General features: G+C 56.0%; 13 protein-coding genes. 7 read left to right on the forward strand and 6 right to left on the reverse strand.

The annotated features are described in order from the left end of the window. Positions 1–21: 21 nt before the first annotated feature. The 3 genes from P9L99_19550 to P9L99_19560 all read right to left on the reverse strand — a co-directional run bounded on the left by P9L99_19550 (position 22) and on the right by P9L99_19560 (position 4,836). A complete protein-coding gene (locus P9L99_19550) occupies positions 22–2,220 on the reverse strand; it encodes a hypothetical protein (protein MDP8225565.1) in 2,199 nt (732 codons plus the stop codon). A 90-nt stretch (positions 2,221–2,310) separates the two neighbouring features. Beyond that, positions 2,311–2,988: a hypothetical protein gene (locus tag P9L99_19555; GenBank protein MDP8225566.1), complete on the reverse strand. Its 678-nt coding sequence runs from the start codon at positions 2,986–2,988 to the stop codon at positions 2,311–2,313. Between the two features lie 159 nt (positions 2,989–3,147). Next, complete coding sequence (locus tag P9L99_19560) at positions 3,148–4,836, reverse strand: DUF2079 domain-containing protein (protein MDP8225567.1); 1,689 nt, start codon at positions 4,834–4,836, stop codon at positions 3,148–3,150. A 380-nt stretch (positions 4,837–5,216) separates the two neighbouring features. Here P9L99_19560 and P9L99_19565 point away from each other — a divergent pair, with 380 nt between their 5' ends. Then, on the forward strand, positions 5,217–6,668 hold the full coding sequence (locus tag P9L99_19565) for a catalase (GenBank protein MDP8225568.1): 1,452 nt from the start codon (positions 5,217–5,219) through the stop codon (positions 6,666–6,668). A 122-nt stretch (positions 6,669–6,790) separates the two neighbouring features. On the opposite strand, the gene P9L99_19570 is transcribed toward P9L99_19565, so the two are convergent. The 3 genes from P9L99_19570 to P9L99_19580 form a co-directional block, all read right to left on the reverse strand. Further along, the gene (locus P9L99_19570; protein MDP8225569.1) at positions 6,791–6,943 is read right to left on the reverse strand and encodes a hypothetical protein; all 153 of its coding nucleotides are present in this window, start codon (positions 6,941–6,943) and stop codon (positions 6,791–6,793) included. A gap of 7 nt (positions 6,944–6,950) precedes the next feature. Then, complete coding sequence (locus P9L99_19575) at positions 6,951–8,657, reverse strand: MopE-related protein (GenBank protein MDP8225570.1); 1,707 nt, start codon at positions 8,655–8,657, stop codon at positions 6,951–6,953. Between the two features lie 158 nt (positions 8,658–8,815). Further along, positions 8,816–9,391 (reverse strand): DUF1566 domain-containing protein, encoded by a 576-nt coding sequence (locus P9L99_19580; protein ID MDP8225571.1) that lies wholly within the window; start codon positions 9,389–9,391, stop codon positions 8,816–8,818. 361 nt (positions 9,392–9,752) lie between these two features. Between P9L99_19580 and P9L99_19585 the strand changes: the two genes are divergently transcribed. The 6 genes from P9L99_19585 (at position 9,753) to P9L99_19610 (ending at position 19,862) form a co-directional block, all read left to right on the forward strand. Then, a complete protein-coding gene (locus P9L99_19585) occupies positions 9,753–11,483 on the forward strand; it encodes a hypothetical protein (GenBank protein MDP8225572.1) in 1,731 nt (576 codons plus the stop codon). Positions 11,484–11,662: 179 nt separating this feature from the next. Continuing rightward, complete coding sequence (locus P9L99_19590) at positions 11,663–12,349, forward strand: DUF1566 domain-containing protein (GenBank protein MDP8225573.1); 687 nt, start codon at positions 11,663–11,665, stop codon at positions 12,347–12,349. A gap of 213 nt (positions 12,350–12,562) precedes the next feature. Further along, positions 12,563–12,907 carry a hypothetical protein gene (locus P9L99_19595; GenBank protein MDP8225574.1) on the forward strand — a complete coding sequence of 115 codons (345 nt, stop codon included), beginning with the start codon at positions 12,563–12,565 and terminating at the stop codon, positions 12,905–12,907. A gap of 573 nt (positions 12,908–13,480) precedes the next feature. Next, positions 13,481–14,812 carry a hypothetical protein gene (locus P9L99_19600; protein MDP8225575.1) on the forward strand — a complete coding sequence of 444 codons (1,332 nt, stop codon included), beginning with the start codon at positions 13,481–13,483 and terminating at the stop codon, positions 14,810–14,812. A 357-nt stretch (positions 14,813–15,169) separates the two neighbouring features. Next, complete coding sequence (locus P9L99_19605) at positions 15,170–16,786, forward strand: hypothetical protein (protein ID MDP8225576.1); 1,617 nt, start codon at positions 15,170–15,172, stop codon at positions 16,784–16,786. Positions 16,787–18,698: 1,912 nt separating this feature from the next. Then, positions 18,699–19,862 carry an XRE family transcriptional regulator gene (locus P9L99_19610; protein MDP8225577.1) on the forward strand — a complete coding sequence of 388 codons (1,164 nt, stop codon included), beginning with the start codon at positions 18,699–18,701 and terminating at the stop codon, positions 19,860–19,862. The last annotated feature ends 435 nt before the right edge of the window (positions 19,863–20,297 follow it).

Raw genomic sequence — 20,297 nt, forward strand, 5'->3', positions numbered from 1 at the left:
GAGGTGACGCCCGCCGCGTGGTCAGCGCGAATCATCCCACCCGTCATAGCCTACCGGAAAACGCAGCGCGTAAAGCGCGCCTTCGGCCCAATAGGCAATGTAGACCTGGTTGTTATCGTCGGTGTAGCCGATCGACGCGAAGTCACCGGCGTCGCCGCCGGTGTCGATGGCCCGCACTTCCCAATCGCCTGAAGTGTTGGTCGCGTAGCCCAGGTCGCCGGTCGATAGACGATAGAAGGCGATGTGGACGTCGTCGAAATCGTCCATCACCAGCGCCGTCCATAACCCGGCGTCGTCATCTAAATCTTCCAGCGTCCATTCGCCGTTGAGAGCGCGGCTCGCATGTTTCAGCGTACCCTCGGAAAAATCATTACCCAGGGCGTAGGCGAGATGAGCGCGACCGATGGAATCCACGTCCAACGACAGCCGTGAGCCGAAATCATTGATGTTGTCGACAACCTCGAAAAGGAACGTGCCGGTCGCGTTGTTCCCGTACTTCACGTCGAACGTGATTTCGCCGAAGTAAAACGCCACGTGCAACGTGCCGTCTTGGTCGACCGCCAGCGCCGTATCGCCGCCGAATGTGCTGCCCTCGGCGATCGATGTGGTCAGCCAGCCCTCCTCGCCGAGCGTGGACAAATTAATATCGGTCTCGTCCTCGTGGAATGAGGTGATATAGACCGTACCGTCCGGACCCACGGCAATCGAACAATCCCGTCCCACATCCAGAACGGTTTCACTCTGCAGGCCGCCCGCATTCGTGGCGTAGACCAACGCACCGCCCGGTTCGCGATGGTAGCAAACGTGATAGTCGCCCGACTCGTCCACGGCGACGCTGGTGCGGTGGCCGCCGTCCAACGTGTCGTCAATGACCGTGGTGGCCCATTCGCCTTCAAAGGGCAACGCCAACTTCGCCGTGCCGTTTCGAGGATCGCGACAGGCGATCGCCTCGATGCTGGAATCGCTTGCGGCGAGCGACGTGTCCAAGCCAACATCCGCGGCAATGACATCCGTATTCCACGCGTCGCCGGTGCGGCGGACAAAGGCCAACTCACCGTACCCGGCCTCGATTTCCCGGTAGAACGCGGTGCCGAAACCGTTGCCGTCGAACACTGCGGCGTGGAACAGCACATCGAAAGTGAAATCGTCGATCGCCATGACATTCCACGAACCGGGTGAACCGATCGCCGCCGCCGGCTGGCACCCCTCGTCGTTTATGCAGGCGGAGTAAGAGATTCCAACCTCGCCGCCGGCCGCCACCGCCACCGAGTTGAAGTATCCGGTGCCGGAATTGGCGTCGACGGTTTCCGGATTCCAGCCGCCGCCGTCGTTGACGGTAAGTTTGAGCGACGTGTCCGACAGGTTGTGGTAGGCGATGTACACCGTGTCGTCACCGCTGACGGCAATGGAAGGATAGTGGCCTACGTTGAACTCCGGGTCGACCACAACCGGTTCCGACCAACCGGTTTCGTCGCGCGCGGAGTATTTCAAGTTGTTCGTGTTGCCGTCGTAGAAAGCCAGGTGCAGTTTGCCGTTAAAATCGGCGGTTACCGATAGATCCGAACTGAAGACACCGATATCGGCAACCTCCCGGCGGATCCAACCGATATCGTCGCCGTCATCGTAGGCGTCTCGGAGGATCTCCTCGTGGGCGTAAAGGATATGTGGCACGTTGTCGCCGTCGACGGCGATGTCGATAGCCCGACCCGCCCCAAAACCGATATCGACTTCCACGATCTCCCAGCGTTCGATGCGGTCCGAAGCATAGAACAAGGTTTCGCTGGCCGGGTTTTGAAACGCGAAGTGAAGCGCGCCGTTGCTGTCACGCGTCAGCGCCGGCTTGGCGGCGCCGCGGGCAATGAACTCCTCGGTCCACGGCCCTTTTCCGGACGAGGTGAAGAGAAACAACTCGCGCCCTTTTGCGGCGGCGAGGTAAAGGTCTTCGTGTTCCGCGAGCAGGTCCAAACCGTTTCGTCCCGCGCCGCCGTCCACCAGCCAAAGGGTGGCCTCGTCGTAGTCATCGTCGCCGGCGGTATCGTCGTCGGTGGTGTCGTCGTCATCGTCATCATCATTTGGTAAGGGCGGCGTCGTGTCGTCATCGGTAGCGTCGTCATCGCCGACCGATGTTTGATCGCCGTCACCGCCGGTGCCGCAAGCCACAACGAAGATCAGGGCGAGCACCAGCAGCGCAATCGTCCAGACTCCCCATTTCGTTTTCATTCCGCCCTCCGGGTCTTCGGTTGGCGGCAATCAACGATACCTCTTCGCTACGCTGCCTCTTGGCGGTGTTTCGCCTGATTGCCGCGTATATTAACTATCGCCGTCGGATTTGGCGTCTTCTTCGCTCTCGGTGTCCGATTCGATTTCCTCTTCCACTTGCACCTCGCCCGCCTCGGTTGCCGGTTGTGCAGCTTGTTCCACGCCTTCATCGGTCGATTCTTCGGTGAGCTCCGCGGCGCTTTCGTCGGGCGACTCGTCGATCTTGCCTTCCTGGGCATCGGCCAACAAATTCACCGCGTTAATAACTTTTATCGCCCCAATCGTTTGGGCCGCCAGTAGGACAAAGAGCAGCACACCGCCGAGCGGTCGGTTTTTCATCACGAGAAAAGCAAAGATCCAACAGAACGCCGTTACCCAATACAGTCCGGTGCCCATCCGTTTTTCGATCGGCAATTCATGGCGCTCGACGTAGCTGTTGTAGTCGGCCGCGAACCCCGCCATAACCACGAAGATCCAATACACGTTGAACACCGGAATGAACGAATACCCCAGTGCTTTTCCGGGTGTCGTTCTCGCCTCTTCGTCCTGAAGCGCCTTCCAGGCTTTGTAGTACATCAGAATCACGAGAACAGCCGCTATCAGGTACATGAAACGTGCAAAAGCCAAGCGGCCCATGCTGTTGTTCATGAACGCCATACGCGCGACCAGCGAAAGGAAAAGCGTTAGCGAAATGCTGATGACGTAGGGCAATTTTGAAATCCGCGTCATTCTTTACCTCATTCAATGGGGTGTTCCGAATATCCCGTTTCCCGAGGAGAACGGGGTAGCATGACATCGCGGTATTTTGTCACACCTACGCCGTCGAGGCAACGGATCACCGGTCGGCAAACTTTCGGGTCGGGCGGATAAACGAGACCGCAAAACAGGCTAGATCGTTGGCGGCGGAGGTTTCCCCTCTCGCGCCAACAGTTCGACGTAAAGCTCGCGATGAGGCAGCGCATACTGCAAAGTCGAGCGGTTTTCCAGAAGATAGTCGGCGATCAGGCGGTTTTTCGTCCGGTCCGCCGCGCCCTCTTCCACCCGCTCGAGCAGCACAACCCCGGCTTGCACGCTTTGGACCGCGTAGTGCGGGTCGGCCAGCGTCGCCAGGGTCCAGTCGATCACATCCTGCTTGGCGGGATAAGTGCTGACCAGCGTGTCCACCAAAATCCAATGCGGTTGCACGCGCTCCAGATCGCACGGAACTCCGTTGATGGATGGTTGCGAGCGGTTCTCGACGTAGCTCGCGACGTAATAGGGATACTGCCAGGATAAGCACGCGCTCAACTGGCTCTGCTCGATCAAATCGATGTCCGCACGAATTTGGCGCGAGCCCGCCGTTTCTTGATAACGGTAGCTGTATTGCGACCACGAAGGCGTTAGCGGCACGGGACCGCCCGTCGGCGGCGCGGCGAGCCAATGATACGCCCCGCCGAAAACGACCAACGCAGCGACAATCGCGACGTGCTTTATCGTCTTGCGAGGCACGTCGCGCCTGAGGTGATCGTACAGCGCGGCAAGGCCGAAGGCGGCGCCTAGATAGATCATCACCGCCCAGACGATAGGAAGCCGGACAATCCCCGTCCATGCGGTGATCGGATAAATCAGAAAGGCGTCGAAGTACCCGGCTCGAGCCCAGATGTCGTTGAGCAGCAAGGTAACCACAAGCTGAAAAACGGCGGGCACAAACGTCCAATACGGCGCTCGCAAACAGATGAACGCGACCGGAAACATGAGTAGGATCAACCGCAGGTTGAACGGCGAGAACAATCCGAAGAAGAAACCCGCCGACGAATTATTCTTCAGAAACTGCAGCGGCGAAGTGATCGTCGGGCTGAAATCGCCGGTCTGCGACGAGAATACAAGCACGTACAGCAACGCCGCGCCGTAAATCGCGCCGGCGACCATGCTGCCGATCAACGACGGGACGATCGTCGGCCGCTCCTTGCGCCGGTAAAACCACAACGCGATGAAAAAGACGACCGGTACGAACTCAATTTTGAAAACCATGCTCAGCACAGCCGCCACAGCAGCAAGCCGACCGCGCTCTCGCAACGCGAGGTAAACAAATAGGAAGAGGAAAAAAATACCCGGCGATTCGGGTCGAAAGCCGAGAAACGAATAGATTTCGATAAGCGGATTGATCAAGTAGGAAAACGCCAGCGCCAACGATACCGCCGGACTTTTCGTCAACTGCAGGGCAATGGCGAATAGAACGATGATCGAAAGCGCCGTGAAAAACGGGCTGATCGCCAATGGGTATTCCGGAAACGGAAGCAGCAATAAGCCCGGATACAACAAATAAAAACCCGGCGTAAGAACCAAGTTTTCCTGCAAGCGCCCTTGAGCCAGCGTCGCGCGTATGTGGGCCAAGGAACCAATGTCGGGGACCATCGGGTCGAAATGAATCCACTTCGAATAATTCAACCAATAGAACAGCAGGAAATACCCGATGGCGGCGATTACCACCAGCAGGAAAGCACTCGTTTCCCAGGTAATGGGAAAGAATCGGCACTGCTTACGTGTTTCTAAGGCCAAGTTGATGTCCATCCCGCCGGGCGACGGCGTTTCCCGCATTTGGCGCGACTCGAGGTCGCCGGCCACCTGCGCCTAGCTTAGCGCTTTCGAACGCCCGCGCAAAACGCTCTCCGACCCTGGGAGGCGACTTCCTGGTTGTCGACTTGAATACGAAACGGTGTGGCGACGCGTCTTTTCTTCGAGAGTAATGTTCGCGGAGCCGAAGCACGTTTTCGTGACTATCGTTTAGTGAGGGCAAGATGTTGTCGCCACAAAAAAACGTATTAACGGCGCCGCGAATTCGTGTGAAATCCTTGTGGATTGATGCACGGTTTCTACGGCGTGAGTCTTGATTAGGTGAATGAGAATTACGAGGCGTTTTCGATAAACGATCGAAAAAAAAGACAATCTGACATCGAATCATAAAAGGAGACCGAGTCATGGCCAAGAAACTGACCCATAACGTCGGCGCGCCCGTCGTCGACAACCAAAACGTGGTCACCGCCGGACCGCGTGGTCCGATGTTGCTGCAGGATGTTTGGTACCTGGAGAAACTCGCCCATTTCGACCGTGAGGTGATCCCCGAGCGCCGAATGCACGCGAAAGGCTCCGGCGCGTTCGGCACGTTCACCGTCACCCATGACATCACCCGACTCACCAGGGCCAAGATTTTCTCGGAAATCGGCAAAACCACTGACGTGTTTGTGCGTTTTTCCACCGTCGCGGGCGAGCGCGGCGCGGCGGACGCCGAGCGCGACATACGCGGCTTTGCGATGAAATTCTACACCGAAGAAGGAAACTGGGATTTGGTCGGCAACAACACGCCGGTGTTCTTTCTGCGCGACCCGCTCAAATTCCCGGATCTCAACCACGCCGTGAAACGCGACCCACGGACCAACCTTCGCAGCGCTCGCAACAACTGGGATTTCTGGACTTCGTTGCCCGAGGCGCTGCACCAGGTCACGATCACCATGAGCGACCGGGGGATTCCCCTCTCCTACCGCCACATGAACGGTTACGGCTCCCACACTTTCAGCCTGATCAACGTGAACGGCGAGCGTTTCTGGGTCAAATTCCACTTCAAAACACAACAGGGAGTCAAGATTCTGACCGATGCGGCGGCCGAGGAAATCATCGGCAAGTGCCGCGAGAGCCACCAGCGCGACCTATTCGACAGCATTGAGGCGGGAGAATTTCCGCGGTGGAGCATGAAAATTCAAGTCGTTCCCGAAGCGGAGGCCGCAAATTTCCCCTTCAATCCGTTTGATCTGACCAAGGTCTGGCCGCATGAAGACTACCCGCTCATGGATGTCGGCGTACTCGAGCTGAACAGGAACCCTGAGAACTACTTCGCCGACGTCGAGCAAGCCGCCTTCAACCCGGCGAACATCGTGCCCGGCATCGGCTTCTCGCCCGACAAGATGCTGCAGGGCCGGCTGTTCTCCTACGGCGACGCGCAACGCTATCGGTTGGGCGTGAACCATCACCTGATTCCCGTCAACCAGGCCCGCTGCCCGGTCAACGCGTTCCACCGCGACGGCGCGATGCGGGTGGACGGCAATTACGGCGGCAACCTTGGTTACGAGCCCAACAGCTACGGCGAGTGGCAGGAGCAACCGGGGGTCCGCGAGCCGCCCTTGCCTCTCGACGGGGCGGCCGGCAACTGGAGCCACCGCGAGGACGATGACGATTACTACTCGCAGCCCGGCGCCTTGTTCCGGCTTATGAGCCCCGCGCAACAGAAGGTTCTGTTTGAAAACACCGCCAGAGCCATGGGCGACGCACCGAAGAAAATCAAGCTGCGTCACATCGGCAACTGCATGAAAGCGGACCCGGCCTACGGCAAGGGCGTGGCAGAAGCTTTGGGCATCGATCCAGGCGAAGTGGAGTGACTTAAGGGGCGGCGTTCAATCTAGGAATTCGAGACGACTCGCGCCCATGATACGCGAATCGTGACCTGTGATCGTAACCCGAAAAAGCGACGCACGGTCACTTTCGGCGGCGGCGTCGTCGCTCATTGTGTCGGCATCGGCGGCGTCGCGGTCACAAATAGTGTCGTTATCGGCGGCGGCGTCACGTTTTTTCTCCGAACAACGACAGCTTGATCGTCGTCGTCGGAGCAGTCGACGCCCAAAATACCGGCAACGGTCACGAGACTCAATCGCATCAATAAATCAAAACTCGTCGATTCCCATATCCCACCCCGCACCCTGGGGGCGATCATCCAGATCCCAATCGATGTTGAACCAGGGTCCGAAATACCAGGGCGCGATGTCGCGGCCGGCGTCGACGCAAGGGCTGCCCGCCTGCAGATGAAAAGTGCCCTCCAAATCGAAGGCGGGGTCTTCGGCCAGGTTGTCTTCGGCCTGCGCGCAACCGGTCCATTCGCAAGCTTCCACGTCGGCCAGGGTCGTCAGATCATCGCCCGCCAGATAGATCAGACCGCTGCTCAGCGGGTCCTCGCCGTGGACGAATAAATCATTATTAAGCAGGTAGACATTCTGGCTGTCGTTCAAATGCAGACCATAAGCCCAATAGTTCGACCGCACGTCGACGATGTTGTTGACGAGGTACGCGGCGGTCACGGTGTTCATTTTGATCCCGGTGACATTGTCTTCGTCAGCGTTCGCGAAAATGACGTTGTTCAGCGCCGCAAACTGAGAATTGGTGACGCTTACGCCCGTGACCGAGGTGCAATCGAAACCCGAAAACAGCAGGTTATTGACTAGGGTAACATCGCTGTTGTTCACCTCCACGCTGCTGGTCGAAGTGCCGCCCGTGCCCCCGGAAATCTGGTTGCGAATCAACGTGGCTTCAGCGTTAATGACTTGCACGCCATCCATCGAGACGGCCCCGAGCGCGTCGTTCGCTTCAATGATGTTGTCGACCAGCAAAGCCGTGCCGCCGTTGATGTAAACGCCGACCGCACCGGTCGGCGCGCCGCGGCTACCGGTGATGCGGTTGCCCAGCAGCGTGATATCGCCCTTGGAAGAAACGCCGTTGCAACTCGCCCCGCCGTTGCCGCCGTAGATCAGGTTGTTGGCCACGATCGCCGTCGTCCCCGCCGACACGCGCACGCCGGTGGTTGCCAGAGCGTAGTCGTCCCCGTGTACCGTGAATCCCTCGAAGACGATCGTCTCACCCACACCGCCCTCGATCCGGACCGCCGGTTTTGTTGAGCCGGCCGGAATGATGGAAGGATATAGCGTTATGTTGCGGGACCACGAAGCATCTTCGTATCCGCCGAACATCGACACCGTGGCGGTGACGCTCAAATCGTAAAAATACTGGCCCTCGGCCACGAACACGACCTTTCCCTGCGCGGCGGCCAGATCGACAGCGTCGGAAAGGACCAACAGCGGATCGTCCATCTTCCCCGTGCCCTGATCGCTGCCCATGGGCGAAACGAAAATACCGACCTCTTCCGATCGCTCGAAATCAACGCCGTCGCAGTTCTGATCGATGTTGTCGTCGGGAAAATCGAAAGCGGCCGGATGCTTGAGCGGATCATTGTCGTCGCAGTCGCCGCCTTCCGGGCCGTACCCTTCGGGAAGTTCTTCGCCGGAGCAAACCTGCTGATCCGGTTCGCCTACGCCGTAGCCGTCGTGATCCGCATCTTCGCTGCCGTCCAGCCACGCGAACAGATCCGCATCGCCGTCGTCGCAGTCCGTCCCGTCTTCCGACCAACCCTCGGGACACTCATCGTGTTTGGAAATAACACTGTGTTGCGGATTCCCGTACCCGTCACCGTCGGTATCTTTGTGGCATTTTATCTCGCCTTCCCCCGGCTCTTCGTCCTCTCCGGTATCACAAGCGGCAAACATGAAAAACAAGATGAGCATCAACGAAATCGCGAGCCAACTCTTCCCAAAGCGGTTCAACATTTGCTTCCCTTTCTTCCGGCACAAATTCTCTTCCCGATCCGACTCCTTGATCGGCTTATCGCAGAATTATCCTGAATCATATCGAAATCCACCAGAGGGGATGCCCCTCTGGACTCCCCCAAATGACCAAATCACCAATTTTCACGGTCGACTGACTAACGAACACAGCGCGCGCGGCCGTCGTTGCGGCCAACGTAGCCGTTGTCGACGTCGCCGTAGAAGAAACCGACGTACCACGCGTGGAGGCCGTCGTCCGCGACCGGCGACGACGACCAATACCATTCGATCTCGCCAGACATTCCATCCGGCCAGTACGCCCCACCCGAACCAGGGCCTTCCAGATAACCACATCCGCCGCACGGATCACTCCAGCAATCGGATTCCGTCCAGCCGTCCGCCACGCCGCAGACGCCGCCCAATTCGGTCGCGTCGCAGCCGCGAATCAAGGAACGCAGTTCCGAGATTGTCGGCAAATGCCAGCCGCCGCCGGCCAGGGACAAATTGCTGCAATAGGTCTTGGCATCGTCCCACGTCATGTAATCGCTCGACGACGTCAGTTGCCACGTCAAGCCCGAGGACGAATCGGCCCAGGTGTCGTCCGTGGCGTCATCGTCGTTTTCGCTATCGTCATCGTCGCCTGAGTCGTCGTCGTCATCGTCGCCGCAAGAAGCCAGCAAACCGAAGCCCAAACTCAGCACCGCCATGAGCGCCAATAAAAGGAATCTCCTCATCAATTCCCCTTCTCCTGTAAACGTGATTTGAATTCGGCGAATCAGGTTACAGAGAGCCTCAGTGGGATCAAGTCTTATTTAACACGGCGCGTTCGGACATTCTGCGTCCCTTTCGTCAAGCGAATTCCCGTTCCAGTTCCGGTTTCTTGAGAAGTTCATAGTAGATTATTGTGAAATCATACAAAATAATACTGCCTTTGCCGAGTGCGCCGCCGTGACCCAGAACTACCACGATGACACCGGTTCCCGCGGCCGCTTAGGCGGCGTTTCCCCTGCGGTGACGACGCGCTACAATCACCCATTCACAATCCTGTGAAAGATCTGGGCGCCTGCTTGGCGTTCCGGTTTCAGGAGTTCACCAGTGGCGCGGGTCGAACAAAATCCCGATTTACGAAGCCGTTGGGCGCCGACTGTCGTCTACAGTCTCCGTGTGTCCCTGGTTCTGTTGATCGCCGTGTCGGTGCTCTGGCACCGGGTAGCGGCGTGGCTGGCGTCAACGCCCTCCGAACATGAAATTATGACTCGTTTGCTGCAAAACGATTTGTACCACTCGTTGTTTTTCGCGATAGGGTCGGTTTTTGCTCTGGGTTGCCTTTTGCCCGGCTCCTTTCGTCGGCGGCGAATCGCGGCGCTCTTGGCAGGCGTTCTTTCCGGCGGGCTGATCGCAACAACGCCCGATTGGACGCGCCTTGATGTCACCCGGCCCACATCATTCCAGTTCGCTTGTTTTTTTGTCGGCGCCAACATTGCGTTGATGATTTTGCTGGCCGGAAGGGAAAAGGAAGAGACCGGTTGGCTGCGATTTTTTGCCCTGCCGGTGCTGGGCGACGCGTTGTTTCCCTTGGCCGTTTGGGCGAGATATCGCGGTCGCGCCTATGGCATGAAGCTGTGGCGACCGGTTGTCGTAGCCTTGGTGCTTGCGCCGACATTATTGGTGTGGTTGGCCGAACCGTTGCCGATCGGCGAGCCGATTGCCGGGCACGGTTGGTGGCGGCAAATCGCCCCATCGCACGGCGCGTGGTTTTATCAGGCTGTGTTCGAAGAAGATCGGGGCACGGTGTTGGTCGTTGATGAACAACTGCGGCGCGTCGAGCGTTACGCCCCCCAAGCCGACACGACGTTCCCGCAACAACGCTTGATCCTGCCTCCCAAATCCAATCGCGCCAGTGCGCTCGGCGTGGATCGTCAACGCGATTTGCTGGTCCAGGTCGATTTCGCCGATCAAGTGACGCGGGTGATTGAGGCCGATGAACTTCGTTTGGTGCGTGAGATTCCGATCACGAATTCGCCAACGGTCTATTACGACGATCATTGCCGCACATTCTGGTTCCCGGAGCCCGAAAGTCTCGTGGTTTCATGTCCGGGCGGCTTGTTCGCGATGTGCCCCGATGGCGCGCGCGTCACGGCGTCGTTGCGAAAAAATCAAAACTTCGATTTGACTTACGACCCGAAACGCAACGAACTATGGGCGACGGGCAGCATCCGACAACTGCTGGCGTTGCGGCCACGTCCGTTCAGCTTGTCCCGTTCGCGAAACAAACCCTTCAAATCTGACCGCTCGGTTTTCGATCCCTTGCGCGACCGGTTGGTTTTTTCCGCACCGTTTCCGGGAGCGTTGTACAGCGTGACGCTGGAAGACCTCTCGATAGACGAATTCCGCACCTTCCCGGGCGTCCACGAACTCGAAATCGACCCTCAACGGCGGTGGCTGCTGGTTGCGGGTCTATTCTCTTCGTTGGAGATTCGCGACGCCGACACCATGGCCCTGATCACGCGCGGTTACGGTCCGCCGTGGCCGCGCTGGTGGGCGGTGGATTCCGCGGGCGGCAAGGCTTATCTAACGACGAAGTACCATGGGTTGTGGGAGTTGGATTTGGACGCCGTGGCCGAAGATCGTATCGGCAATTGGTTGCGGCGTTGGGACCCCTACTACCTGCTGGGGCAACTCGTGGCAAAGCCATTGTTCGCGACCCTCGGCATACGCGCCCAGCAAGGCGACATCCCCCTAGACCAGCCGGTCGAGCCGGCGCCCGGGCCACCCTGCGGCGCGGCGCGGTGGTATGACCTCCCTGCAGAGCAGGCCGGGAATTGACGTAAGCAAACGCCTAGCGGCGGCGCCGGGGCCAACAAGGAAGCTCGAAAAGCGAAAAGCTCGGACTTGACAACGGGAGACGAAGCGTAAATATGATGTCATAATATGAAGATAGCTCATTGGCGAGCGATTTTCAGCAGCTTAGTAAGTACTCGACACAAAACGGATCGGAGTGAGAGATGAAAACATGGGAACTTTTGTTTTATTTGATAGCGGTCTTCTGTTTCGCTTTGGCTGTCGCCGGGCCATCGGAATGCTCCCTTCCCGACGATGATGACGACGACGACAACGATGATGCGGCAGATGATGACAATGATACGGCGGACGACGACAATGATACGGCGGACGACGACAATGATACGGCGGACGATGACGATGACACCGGCGGCGATGACGACGACGATGACGGCACCTGGACCGACGTCGAAAGCGGCCTGATGTGGCAGGTATCCACACAGCTCATGGGCTGGACAAAACTCGAGGCGGAAGCCGAATGCGCAAGTCTTTCACTGGGCGGTAATAACGATTGGCGTTTGCCGACCATCAGCGATTTGCGCTCCCTGATCCGGGGTTGTACCGCAACCGAAGCGGCCGGTCCTTGCGGTCTTACCGACTCCTGTCTTTCCTGGGAATGCTGGCAAAGCGATGAAAACTACTGCATGGGCTGCAACCTTGGGGAAGGCCCGGCTGATGGCTGCTATTTGCCTTCTGTTTTTAACAGCACTGATTGCGGTCTGTATTGGACGTCGTCGGCTGTTGAGGACGAAGAAGGAAAAGGGTGGAACATCGATTTCTGGAAAGGCGACATAGCCAGCGCCAATGACGAGTTCGACCTTGGTTATCGCTGCGTCCGCGATCCCGAGTAGAATTTGTGACTGTGGGGCTGTTTCAAAAGTCTGAACGCCCCTGCGGTGCCCGTTATACTTTTTCCGTTTTATCGTCCTGAGCGAAGCAAAGGATCTACGTCCATCAACGGCGGATTCAAACCGTTAGGGCTTCACCTGTGGTCAAAAGCGATGGGCTATTGCGTCACAGACGAATATGACTGTTAAAATCGATTGGATCCTGGGAGGGAAACCATGAAATCCTTGAACTGGCTTGCCGTCCTTTTAGCCCTTTGCCTTTTCGCCTCTGTCGCTGTCGTGGCCTGTGACGATGACGATGATGACGACGATAACAATGACGACGATTCCGCTGGGGATGATGACGACGGTTTCGGCGATGGGATGGACCGGTGCATTTCTCTGCAGATGGAATGCTTTGGCTTCGACCAAAGCGCGGCCCTGTTGGTGTGCGAGGAGTACTACAACCTCGAGCAGCCTTGTTCGAAGGGTGCGACAGAGATATTCCTGAATTGCGTGGGAACCGATTGCAGCAATTGGGACGCCTGCGCAACGGCTTGGGAAGACGCAATCAACTGCTAGGCAGGCGTCGCCTTTTTTCTAAAAGCATCCGGCCACAATAGAATTCTTCGCTTTTGCCGAGCGTGCGTCTGAAGCCTAAATTCCGCCATTCCGGAACTTCCCGAGCGCCCTTTTGGCCATGAGCACCGCGTGGCCGGTGCCGCTTTGCTCGACCTGGACTGCGAAGTCGATTTTGCCCTTTGGCGGTGATTGTGGCGGGCGTTGGGTGGGCCACAAGAAAAGCGAAGGCATCGACGTAAAAAGGGGCGCCAGATCAACCTGACGCCCCGCATTGGTCTGAGACGGCCGATTCTCGAACCGTGTTACCGAGCCCTGTTTTGCTTCAACCAGTTTGGTGATTGCGAAGGCGCGATGCTGCGCCCCGGCAACGTCCACAGCGCGGGTTTTGATGGATAAAACGGTTGATTTCAACGCAAGACAGGGATAAAACCGACAATTGCAACGAGGATTTTGGTGAAACCATGAGGTCGAAGGACGGCTTTCCCGGGGCACGGTGTCTGGAGAGGTGGTTGCAGACTTTGATATAATGCATTTTTATAAACCCTGCCCTTCCTATTTTTACAGGAGACGTTGATGAGAACCAGATTTTTTTGTATCACCGTTATTGTGGTGCTGCTCGTTAGCTTTGCGCTTTTTTCCTGCGGCGATGATGATGACGACAACGACGACAATGACGACGCAGACTGCATCAATTGTGAAACCACATCCGAATGCACAGATGCTCTGGGACCCGGCTGGGCCTGCAAGAACGGCTGCTGCGAGGACCTTTCCAGCGATGACGACGACACCGGCACAGGCGATGACGACAATGACGACAATGACGACAACGACGATGACGATACGGCTCCGATCTGGCAGACCGAAACCGTGGCCCGGTCCGCCGCCGGCAACCGGCAGACCTCGGTAAAGGTCACCGACGATCAGGCCGTGCACATCGCCTTTACCGGCTGCACCGACGCCCCCTGCAACCGCAGCGAGCTGGTTTACGCGGTCAAGGCCGCAGGCGATGAGGCGTTCGAAGTGACCTCGGTGGACGCGGCCGACGCAGACACCGGCTGGTTTGCTTCCATGCAGATAAACGACGCAGGCGACATCTTCGTGGTCTACTCCAACCACAACCGGCAGCGGCAACGGTTTGCCAAAAAGCTATCCGGCGGCGCCTGGATCACCGAAAACCTGGGGATCGGCGACGGCGGCTGGTGGAACGGTACGGCACTGTGTGGATCCGATCTGTGGATGGCCCACACCAAGATCCCCTTTTCGGGCTGGGACAATGTCTATTTGCAGGCCGGGACCTACGACGGCGCAAACTGGACGATGCAGGACGTGGACACCACATCGGGCTCGGGCTGGTTTAACTCCATGGCCGCTACGCCGACCGGAGATCCCCAGGTCGCCTACGTGCTCAGCCCGGCTTACCCGGTGGGCAACCTGATGCTGGCGGCCTGGACCGACAAGGGCTGGGACATACGGACCATCGACGGCAATACCGTGGGCGTGGATCTGGCCATCGACGCCGATGGCTACAGGCACCTGGTCTACTCCAAGATCGATCCGCTGAATTCCAACCTGTGGGATCTGTGGTACGCCACCGACGCCCCGGAGGGAACCTGGTCCAAAACCGCCCTGGATTCCGGCGACAGCGAAGAGGACGACACCGGCGGCTTCCCCGGAATCGGCGTGGACGCCATGGGCGGTCTGCATGTGTCCTATCGCCACTTCTCCGTCGGCGAACTGCGCTACGCGCGAAACGTAGATGGCGAGTGGGAATTTTTTGTGGCGGATCCCCTGGGCCTGGGCATGTACACGGACCTGACGGTGGACTTAGACGGCGCAGTTCACGTCACATACGAGGATGGGTTCAACCTCTACCACGCCTGGTGTGAAAACTGCGCGGTGTATTGAACCGCGGCCTTCGGGCGATGTCCGAACCGACGAATGCCGGCTTGCGACCCCGCTGAGCCGTTTACAGGTCCTTGGCCAACTCCAGCACCACCTGGATCCACGGATCGTTTTTGCCCGTAAGCTTTTCGGCCTGAATATCCAGGCGAAACGAAATGTCAAATTCGAAATTAATGGCGCTCCGAAGGTAAAACGGAATAACTTAAACTGAAAAGCTGAACAATCACGAAAAGTTGCCATTGTTGTTGCGTATGAGAAACTTGGTTAGGTTGTCTCCTTTCTTCCTTGAAGCAAGTGTTTTCATTCGCTAAACTCTTGTTGGTTTATTTTTCCAGTCCCTTTATCCGTATCGAGAGGATCATGAAACACAACCATTTTGCCATCCTAGTCGTAGCCCTGGCATTGCTCCTGGCCTTCGGTTGTTCATCTGGTGGCGACAACGACGATGATCCGGGCAGCGGTACCGATGATGATAGTGCTGCTGGTGACGATGATTCTATCGACGACGACGATGACGATAACGATGACGACGATACGGGCAGCGGTACCGATGATGATAGTGCCGCTGATGACGATGATTCTATCGACGACGACGACGACGATGACACCACCTACCCCGATGATTACGTCGCGCCCTGGCCGCAGAGCGCCAACGAACCGCAAGATTATGACGAATCAGGAGTTGCGGGTCCGCTGCGCCAAAAAGGAATGGCATACGACGCATGGCATCTTGCCTGGCATCAACCCGACCACGGCTGCGCCGCCCACGTTTTTTTCACGGACGAATCTCAAAGCGAGGTAGCCGGTTACCACGGCATCGGCGACAGCGCCGAATGGACCGGGCAATACCTGGCATCTGAAGCTTACCGCTACTATGTAACCGGCGATCCGGCTGTCAAACAATTGGTGATTGATAAGGTCGCTGTACTTGACGGGCTGCTCCATGTCACCGGTCGCCCTGGCTTCATATCTCGCTATTGGGGTAGCCAGGCGATGCTGGATATGTACGGAGCGCCGGGGTGGTGTGATGATTCCGACCGCTGCCACAAAGTCGATACAGGTCTTTACGCCGGCGATTTCTGGCGGGGTGAGACGAGCCGTGACATGTACACCGGGTGGTTTTACGGAATGGTTACCGCCTACGATTTGGTCGACGATGAGCCCATGCGGGAGATGATTCGGGAGGATGTGACAGAAGTTCTCGATGAACTGTTAGCGAATCACTGGTGGATCATTGACGAGGCAGGTCGGCCGACTGATGCCGGGCCGAACGTGTTGCCGGGGTTCCAACTTGCCTGGATCACCATCGGCTACCACATCACAGGAAACGAGCGATACAAACAAGAGTTGGGCAAGCAGCTCATGGACTCTGGCCGGCTCTGGTTCAAGCTGAACAATATTACCTTTTTCAATCGGTATTCATCCTACTACGGAAACGCGTTATCCCATCGAGTCTGGTACAGCATATTGCGACTTGGGCGCGTGTATTACAGTCCGGCGGACTTCGAGTTCATGGCGGGCGTATTTGAAACGCAGGTCCATACCTTCTCCCGCCTCTCCCATAATCCCTGGTTCAATGCGATCTTTATGGGGCAAGGCAATTACGATCCCAGCGACACCGAATACCAAGACCAACTGATCGAGGACCTGACGGTTTTCCAGGACCCGCCTCTTGCGGAGTTTTATGTACCCGCCAAGGACCCTTCGACTTATACCCTTGATCCTTTTTCTGTGATTATGACCGATCTGGCAGAGCAGTTTCCGTTTCTGGAAGAGATCCTTGGCGGATTCCAATACCAGGCGCTGGAACCCTTTGGCGTAGACGGTTATTGTCCTGCCGGATTCATGTTTCAGTGGTCCCCGTTTATCATCGAAGCATGCGGCTCTGATGACCCGACGAAAGTTCACTCCGGGCATGACTTCCTGGCGGCTTACTGGCTGGCCGGGTATCATGGATTTGTGACCAAGGAAGATTAGCAGCATCCCGCGCGTGAGTGTTATCGAGCGGCACAATCTGACGATACGGCAGGGCTGTTCCTATCTGGGTCGGCGAACGGCTTGCCATGCCCGGGATCGGGATCATCTCGACGGCAATATGGCCTGGCTGATGTGGCATTACAATTTCATCAGGCCGCATTCGGCTTTGAAGTTCGGGAAAGATATCCGAACACCGGCCATGCAGGCGGGAACCGTCTCGAAGAGGTTGAGTTTCCGGGATATCTTCACCTGTCGGGAGCTTCTCTTTTTGTGCCTGCTCATCTCGATGCTGATCATCCAGCGTCAAAAGTAGACCCGAAATGCCGGATGGGCTATGCTGACAACACTTCGCAAGAAAAGCACCCTATTTTGACGGAAAATCAAATTGACTCCACTCGGAGATCATGAGATAATCAATCAAACAGTGGCCGGAGCAATAGCGCCCTTTTCCCTCCATAGCTTTCGGTGCAGCCGAGAGCTATGGAGGTCCTGTGACATGAAAAGAGATTTGAAACATGAAACATTCCCGATTCCAGCTTTTGCCAATCATGATGGTTGTTCTATTTTTCCTGTCTGTCAATTCAGCCGCTGCTGAAACCGCGCAACAATGCTTTTCCAGATGTGCGTCAATATGCTGTAGGTATTGGGATAATTGTTTAAACCATCCGCCATGCGGTTACGGTCGGAATGAGATTTTCTGCGTCTGTTCTTCGATAGAAGACGGTAGAACGATGTCGCCGTCTGCGTGTGCCGATCATGTTAAAAAGATGCAGGTGACGTGTGATGGAGCTCCTTCCTATTACAAGGGGGGGATTGGCGGCGGCCTGCCGGTGGGCAATGGATCCGGTGGGTCCACGGGATCTGTGAGGACTAGAAATTCCACGGGAAATAGCGACCACGACGCCCTATATGTTAATCTTCCGAATGTTTCCCGTGGATCGATGATAAGCAATATGATACTTCACAATACATGTTCAAAATCAATTACAGTTAATGTTGTTCCAAAAAATGGCCCTAAAGTGTCAAGGACGATTCCGCCTGGCGAGAAGCACGTTTTCTTTGACGATAATGGCAATCCAGGCTATTATTGGATCGTTAAATGGGATCAGTACTTCAGCAGTGTTGATAGTTTTGCATCAAAAACAATTATAGGATATCGGTACCGATATTCACCAAACAGGTATACATTATATACAGTTCCAGGCCAGCATAGGTTTATTTGTATAGGCGACTATATCACCCTAAAGTAATCTAAAAGCTTACGCAGGTTGCCCTGGTCCCCGAAAATTCGTGTAATCGCCGGTCGAAAAGTGAAACACGTAGCGGTTGAAAAGTGCAACACCTGAGTAAAGGTTAAAGTTCCCCTCTTTCTCTGTCAATGGTCCGTTTCAATGAGCGGTTGGGGTCCGTCCCCGGAACGATCCACCACAAGCAGAAGCACCCGCCTGTCCCTCGCCAAAACTCGTCCGTTAATGAAATCAACAAGTTGTGGCCACGCCGAAATCTCCCCATTCTGTCGGGATGAAGACTCGAAACCGAGGTTGAAATCACCCACGATTTGGTTTTGGCGAGGGACAGGCGGCGGCGCTTTCCGTCATGCTTTCCGTCACAAGGCCAAATGTGACGGAAAAACAGGAGTTATTACCGCAAAGAGAAAGGCTCGTAACCTTAATGATTTCGAGCCTTTCGAGTGGTAGCGGGGACATTCTACACTGTCTTGTTCAAAGCATTCGAGCACATGCTGGTAAGGCGTTGGGAGCTTCCTCGGAAGGGGCGTAGGTTTGACCTTCATAGATAGTTTGTTGTTTTTAGTAGAGTCCCGTCTGGTTGTCCATCGCAAGCCTCTATCCGAGAACCCGATATTTTAGTACAGTATCGAAGTTATCGAAATTTATCGGAAAGAGGACAAGGGATGGCGATTGATCTTCAAGAGTTGTCAAAAAAGTTGAAGCACCTCCGTAAGGATGTACTAAAGCAGGAACTGGAAGATGTTGCCTCACAGTCGGGTATTCATATTGAAGCGCTTCGAGAAATGGAACAAGGTAGGCGCGAGCCTACAGGGGACCAAATTCTCATCCTCTCCGACGTGTACAAGCAGGAACTAGCCTATTTCATAACCGGCGAGCGCGTTGACACATTCGAGAAGGTTAACCAGCTCTTTCGGAAGTTTGATAAAGAACTCACTCCTCAAGACCGAATGAACATCCAAGAATTCCTGTATCTCTGCCGTTGTGAGCACGACTTCGAGACTATGATGGGCGGAAGGCCGAGGATCATTCACTTCGACCCCAACTTGAGGGGAACCTTTTTCAAAGGACATGGCTGGGAAAACGCCGAAAGACTGAGGAAAGAATTTGGCTTCCAAGACAAGCCGTTAGTGGATGTTTTCGGCATCGCGAGGAAGCTCGGATATCACATCTTCCGTCGCAAATTAGGCAGGTCCGCGATCTCTGGAGTGTTCATCCGCCATCGGGAAATTGGAAACTGTATCCTCGTTAACTACAACGAGGACCTTTACCGTCAGGATTTTTCGGCGCTTCACGAATTGGCTCACGCGATTTTCGACAAGGATTATCAGGTCAACCTTTCTCTGGAAGATGAGCAGAGAGGCCCAGAAGAGCGTCGTGAGTGGCGGGCAAACGCTTTCGCGGGGCGTATGCTGATTCCGAGAGCTAAGTTAGAGAGAATGGACACCAGCGGTGATTCAGAGCTAGTCGCAGACGAGGTGAAACACTTATGTCGGGAATACCGTGCCAACTTTGACACAGGTCTATATGCCATGAAGGATGCCGATCGACTTACACAAGATCAGGTGGACGACTTGAAGGGCACACGCAAAATCAGCCAAGCTGAAAAGGACGACGCAGCCCTAGTGGGACACGCTCCGAAGGTTAAGGTGCGACGACTCCAGTTGATGAAAAGAGGGCTGTCCCCGGAGTACGTGGGCGTCTGTTTCGAGGCATACCATCGTGGCCTGATCTCTCAAGGTCGCCTAGCCGAGGCTCTTTTGATTCAGCTTGACGAGATGCCAGAGATTGCAGAGATGTACGGAGAACCACTGGAGATGAAAGTATGATCCCCGATGAGTTCGTACCAGGAAATGTTATCGACAATTGTTCTCTGATCAACTTGGTGTCTTCTCTGCTTTTCTTACGGACCTCCATCGATACTTGCCGACATTACTACATTGTGACCCCAACGGTGCTGTATGAGTGTCTAGTGAAGTCCAGAGGGAAGCCCCTTTCAGAGGCGAGAATCGAGGTTCGACGTCGGGTGGAAATGTGCTTGAATAAATCCGAGATCAAGCGGATGGAAATTTCCATTGATGATCTACAGTGTGTTTCTAGGCAAGATATCCCCAAAAAGGTCGGAAAAGGCGAACTGTTGTGATCGCCGGTTGAAAAGTGAAGCACTCGCCGGGTTTGGTGGAGGCGGTGGAAAGTCGTGGCATCCTGAGTTATTTCCCGTTGTTTCGGTTACGAAACGACGGGGGAAAGGATGTACAAAGACA

Origin of the sequence: Candidatus Lernaella stagnicola, from assembly GCA_030765525.1 — a bacterium.
Taxonomy (GTDB): Bacteria; Lernaellota; Lernaellaia; order Lernaellales; family Lernaellaceae; genus Lernaella; species Lernaella stagnicola.